Origin of the sequence: Floccifex sp. (assembly GCF_051873495.1) — a bacterium.
Classification (GTDB): Bacteria; Bacillota_I; Bacilli_A; order Erysipelotrichales; family Erysipelotrichaceae; genus Floccifex.
Genome location: NZ_JBJEEX010000107.1, coordinates 1 through 6,074 on the forward strand (window position 1 = coordinate 1; position 6,074 = coordinate 6,074).

Annotated in this window: 5 protein-coding genes; all 5 read left to right on the top strand. The window is 32.0% G+C overall.

The genetic code is table 11. The annotated features are described in order from the left end of the window. Nucleotides 1-106: 106 nt before the first annotated feature. The 5 genes from ACI313_RS06250 to gltA are packed head-to-tail and all read left to right on the top strand — an operon-like array spanning nt 107 to nt 5,753. Entirely contained in the window at nt 107-1,054 is a 948-nt protein-coding gene (locus ACI313_RS06250) for a helix-turn-helix transcriptional regulator (protein WP_320104432.1), read from the top strand. 5 nt (nt 1,055-1,059) lie between these two features. Then, entirely contained in the window at nt 1,060-2,538 is a 1,479-nt protein-coding gene (locus tag ACI313_RS06255; RefSeq protein ID WP_439755565.1) for a DUF2779 domain-containing protein, read from the top strand. Then, nucleotides 2,523-3,476, top strand: coding sequence for a zinc dependent phospholipase C family protein (locus ACI313_RS06260; RefSeq protein WP_439755566.1), 954 nt, complete (start codon nt 2,523-2,525; stop codon nt 3,474-3,476). Before ACI313_RS06255 ends, ACI313_RS06260 begins: the two co-directional genes overlap by 16 nt. Nucleotides 3,477-3,531: 55 nt before the next feature. Further along, nucleotides 3,532-4,374: a sulfide/dihydroorotate dehydrogenase-like FAD/NAD-binding protein gene (locus tag ACI313_RS06265; RefSeq protein ID WP_320608574.1), complete on the top strand. Its 843-nt coding sequence runs from the start codon at nt 3,532-3,534 to the stop codon at nt 4,372-4,374. Beyond that, a complete protein-coding gene (gene gltA, locus ACI313_RS06270) occupies nt 4,374-5,753 on the top strand; it encodes an NADPH-dependent glutamate synthase (RefSeq protein ID WP_320608575.1) in 1,380 nt (459 codons plus the stop codon). Before ACI313_RS06265 ends, gltA begins: the two co-directional genes overlap by 1 nt. Nucleotides 5,754-6,074 lie beyond the last annotated feature (321 nt).

The window sequence follows — 6,074 nt, forward strand, 5'->3', positions numbered from 1 at the left end:
CAGGCTTTATAAAAAAAAGCCCACACTCGTTAGAGTGTGTTAGTTCAATAAAATTATTATGATAATTTAAGAAAATGTATATGAATCATAGACAAGAGGTGGTACGATGAATCGAACTTCGCTTTGCATAAAAATGCTTCTTCTTCTAAAATCACGTGGAAGAATGAATACGGCTCAACTTTCGCAAGAACTAGAAACAAACCCTAGAAATATTCGTGAATTTCGAAAAGAATTAGAAGTTGCAGGTTACAACATTAAAGAAACAAAGGGAAGATATGGTGGCTATGAATTAGTAGAAGATGACTTATTTCCAGTTATTCGTTTAAGTGATGACGAAGTAAAAGCTTTAGATGAATCTAGATATCTTGTCAGTTCACATAAAGAATATACACGACTTAAATCGTATAATAACGCAATCGATAAAATCATGCAGATGTATCATAATGAGTCTCGTAGTCCTAACTACTTTATGGATACGCCGGGATATGTTTTAACCAATGAAATGATTGCCTTTCTTGATACAATGAAAAAGGGAATTGAATTAGGTCGTTGTATTTCATTAACATATCAAACATCAAAGGAAGATAGTCCTTGTACTTTTTTGTTTGATCCATATGAAATATTACACTACCATCAAGCTTATTATGTAATAGGCTTTTCTCATCGACGCGATGATATACGAATTTTTCGTTTCTCAGATCAAAGAATGTTTAATTGTGAACTAACGAATCGAAAGTTTTTAAAGGATTCAAATTATCGTTTGGAAATGTATATTGGAAAACATTCTATTATTAAAGGAAATTTCGTTCAGGTCACATTAAAAGTAAAAGCCAATATTCGCAGAATGTTTAAAGAAATGTATTGGGGATATGAATTTAAAGAAGAAATTTATGATGATTATTCTTTGTTTTCTTTTATAATTGAAGATGTGCTTGATTTATATCGCAAAATTTATTCATTTACAGATGGAATTGAAATAGTTTCTCCAAAAGAAATAAGGGAAAATTATGTTCAATCACTAAAAAATACATTAAAAAATTATGAAAGCAGGTGATGAACTTGATACATGTAAGTGACTTATTACATTTTCAACAGTGTTCACGATTGGCGTACAATTATTACACAAATAAAAAACCGATGGAAAGTTTCTATCATCTTGATGTTCCATATTCGGAACTATATTGTCGCTTATTGAATATTAGTGAATATGGAAGTGGACAAACAGGAGATGACAACGAAGCAAGTTTAAAATTGCTTCAAGAAAATAAATATATATTAAATGCACGTTTTGAATATCGACAATGTCGTACTAAAATTCCTGTTCTTATAAAAAAAGAAGATGGGTTTTGTGCGGTATATCCTTTTTTGTCTTCTTATCCCAAAGAATTTGAAGCACAAAAAATGAAGATTAATCAAATAATATGTGAAAAACTAGGTGTACATATCAATGAACATAAAGTGATTTATTTAAATAAAGACTATGTCCGTAAAAATGAATTAAACATTGAAGAATGTTTAATTTTAGGAAATCATTTTTTCAATAAAAGAAACAATTTAGGAAAAGAAGTTGATGAAGTAGTTAATGGAGTAGATGTTGATGTCGATGCTTTGATTGATCAAGTTCAATCTTTATTTTCAAAGTCAATTCCTGAAGCTGTTCGTTCTAAAAAATGTACAGCAGGAAGACGGTGTCGTTTCTATGATTTTTGTTTTGATGAATCGAATCAACCGGATGATTCCATATTATTTTTAACGACTTCTCGTCATAAACTTGATTTATATGAAGAAGGTATTCAACATATCAAAGATATGAAAATAAATAAAATTGAAGGGTTTCGCTTGCAGTATTCTCAATACATGGCAAGTCTAAATGGTCGTTTTCTTGATCTAGGTGCTATTATTCCCTGGATTTCTAAGATTCAATATCCAATTTCTTATTTAGATTTTGAATGGGATACTTTTGCGATTCCACCATATGAAAATATGAAACCTTTTGATGTTCTATGTTTTCAATATAGTTTACACGTTGAAAATGAAAAACATGAATTATCACACTGTGATTTCTTTTCAACTGGGGATTGTCGAAAGAAATTTGTAGAGTCTTTAATCGAAAACATTCCTTCGACGGGTTCTATTCTTGTTTATAACATGGAAGGAGCTGAAAAATTGAGATTGATTCAGCTTTCACAACAATTTCCGGAGTATAAAAATCAATTAGAAAGTATATGGACAAGAATGATTGATTTGTCAAAGCCATTTGAACTAGGCGTTTTTTATGATAATCGCATGCGCGGTCATTATTCTTTGAAAAATTTATTGCCGATATTTACGGATGAAGTTTCTTATAAAGAACTTGAAATTCAAAATGGTATGAATGCGGTATTCGCATATCGTACCTATGATCATGCGACAATTAAACAAAAAGAAGCTATTCGTCAACAGATTAGTAAGTATTGTGCCATGGATACGTATTCCGAATTTATTGTGTATCATGGTTTATTAGATGTGATTGAGGAGGAAATATGCCAAACATTATAACTCATACGATTTTTGCCGATGAAGTATTAGAAAACCTTGATTGGAATTTATCGAGTAAACAACTATATGAAATTGGTTCAAACGGACCTGATTACTTATTTTTTCATGGATTAAATCCAACTCATTTAAAAGCTCATTCGAATTGTCGTACATTAGGATCAATTTGTCATAAATCCAATGTCAATGATTTTTATCTTTCTTGTCTTGAATCTATTCGTAAAGAACAAGATTTGGATGTGAGACAAGATATGATTGCCTATGTTTGTGGTCATTTATGTCATTGGATTCTTGATGCGACGGTACATCCTTATGTTTTTTATCGAACTGGTGATTGTACTGGCCAAAGTAGCTGGTGGCATCATCGTTTTGAATCGGTACTTGATGCGATTGTTTTGAAAGTTAAAAGAGAAGTGACAATCAAAGATTATAAAGCATATGAAATATGTGATGTTTCAAAAGAGTTGGTGCGTGCCATTGCGCGCATTTATGTGCCAATTGCGAAAAATGTATTTGATTTAGATGTAAAGCCTCATGAAATAATGGAAAGCTTACAAGATTGGTGTGCAATTGAGAAAATTCTATATGATGCTTCAGGACGTAAGCTAAAGTCTCTTTCTTCTGTTGAGTTAGCACTTGGAAAAGAAAATGCTTTATCGGGTTTAATTGTTCCTAATGAACCAGATGATCCATTTGATACTTGTAACTTGTTGCACAATGCATGGTGTCATCCTTGTGATGATACAAAAATTTCTACGGCTAGTTTCTTTGATTTATACGAACAAGCAAAAAGAGATGCATTATATGTAATTCCTTTATTTGTTGATTGCATTGATGATGAAACAAAACAAGATGATTTATTTTCATTCATTGGGAATCGAAATTATGACTTAGGTATTTCAAAGGATTTACCAATGAAGTATTTTAAATTAATTTATTAATGATTTTATTGATTTTTATTGTAAAATAGAAAACAAATAGAAAGGATCTATCAAGATGTATAAAATTTTAAAGAAAGAAGTATTAAATCCTACTGTTACAAAAATGGTTATTGATGCTCCTTTTGTTGCCAAGCGAGCAAAAGCAGGTCAATTTATTATTTTACGCGTTGATGAACAAGGAGAACGTATTCCTTTGACAATTGCGGATAGTGATTCACAAACTGGTGAAGTTACAATTATTTTCCAAATTGTAGGAAAAACTACAATGTTGTTAAATCATTTAAATGAAGGCGATTCATTACATGATTTTGTTGGTCCATTAGGAAAACCGAGTGAAATTGAAGCAAATGAAAAAGTTTGTGTCATTGGTGGAGGTGTAGGTTGTGCTATTGCCTATCCAACTGCTAAAGCTTTTCATAAAGCAGGTGCGGATGTAACTACAATTGTAGGTTTCCGTAATAAAGACTTAGTAATTTTAGAAGATGAATTTAAAGAAGTAAGTGATTCTTATTATTTAATGAGTGATGATGGTTCTGTTGGTGAAAAGGGATTAGTTACAAATAAATTAGAAGAATTAATTCAAAATGGTGAAAAATTTGATCGTGTAATTGCCATTGGTCCAATTATCATGATGAAATTTGTATGTTTAACTACTAAAAAATATGATATTCCTACAATTGTAAGTATGAACCCTGTTATGATTGATGGAACTGGAATGTGTGGTGGATGTCGATTAAAAGTAGACGGACAAATGAAATTTGCTTGCGTTGATGGACCAGACTTTGATGGTCATTTAGTTGATTTCGATGAAGCAATGTCTCGTAATACAGCTTATCGTGATTTTGAAGCACATCAAAGAGAAGAAACATGTAATTTATTGTCTAAGGAGGTTCAATAATGCCTAATATGTCTTTAAATAAGGTTCCGATGCCCACTCAAGAACCACAAGTTCGTTGTCATAATTTTGATGAAGTAACAACAGGTTATACTGAAGAAATGGCAATTGAAGAAGCTAACCGTTGTCTTCACTGTAAAAATAAACCATGTGTAAGTGGTTGTCCTGTAAATGTAAATATTCCGGATTTTATTGAACAAGTAAAACAAGGAAATTTTGAAGAAGCATATAATATTATCTCTGTTACTTCTTCATTACCAGCTGTATGTGGTCGTGTTTGTCCTCAAGAAAGTCAATGTGAAAAACACTGTGTTCGTGGTATTAAAGGAGAACCTGTTGCGATTGGTCGTTTGGAACGTTTTGTTGCGGATTGGCATCGTGAACATAATCAAGCTATTATTGAAAAACCACAATCTAATGGACATAAAGTGGCAATTGTTGGAGCTGGACCAGCTGGTTTAACTTGTGCAGGTGACTTAGCAAAAAAAGGGTATGAAGTTACTGTTTTTGAAGCTCTTCACGTCGCAGGTGGGGTATTAATGTATGGGATTCCTGAATTCCGTTTGCCTAAAGAAATTGTACAAAAAGAAATTGAAAACTTAAAAGCATTAGGAGTTAATATTATTACTAACTTTGTTGTTGGTCGTTCAGATACAATTGATGCTTTACAAGAAGAAGGATATGAAGCTATTTTCATTGGTTCTGGTGCGGGTCTTCCTAATTTTATGAATTTGGAAGGAGAAAACTTAAAAGGAGTTTATTCAGCTAATGAATTCTTGACAAGAATTAATTTAATGAAAGCTTATCAACCTGATTCATCAACTCCAATTCAACATCCTAAAAAATGTGTTGTTGTTGGTGGTGGAAACGTAGCGATGGATGCAGCTCGTAGTGCTAAACGATTAGGAGCTGAAGTACATGTTGTTTATCGTCGTTCATTAGAGGAATTACCGGCTCGTAAAGAAGAAGTTGAACATGCTATGGAAGAAGGAATCATTTTTGATTTATTAACAAATCCAACAAAAGTATTAGGAAACGAAGAAGGTTGGATCAATGGTGTTGAATGTATTCGCATGGAATTAGGTGAACCAGATGCTTCTGGTCGTAGAAGACCAATTGAAGTACAAGGTTCTGAATTTGTGATTGATTGTGATTGTATGATTATGTCAATTGGAACAAGTCCAAATCCATTAATTCGTTCTACAACACAAGGTCTTGAAACAAATCGTAAAGGATGTATTGTGGTAGATGATAGTGGAAAGACAAGTCGTGATGGTATCTATGCTGGTGGGGATGCTGTTACAGGAGCTGCAACTGTAATTAGTGCAATGGGTGCTGGTAAAAAAGCAGCTGCATCGATTGATGAATTGTTGTCTAAATAGATTTTAACCTCCATTGACTGGAGGTTATTTCTTTTGTTAAAAATCATTGAAAGGGTTTACATTTTTATGGTATTGATGTAATATATGGGTGGATAAAGTTGAAATCAGGCTCAATTTCAACATTCACATTTATACATCCTTCCTTATATTATATGTGAAATAATTTTATTCATATCGATTCCTTTCGATACTTGGTAAAAAGCACAGCAATGTGCTTTTTATCGTTTTATCTTGACATTCGAAGTGTATTCTATAAAATGAATTTGTAAAAAAGCTAACTATATAAAAATCAATAGAATTTATGAAAAAGTTTGAAAATAT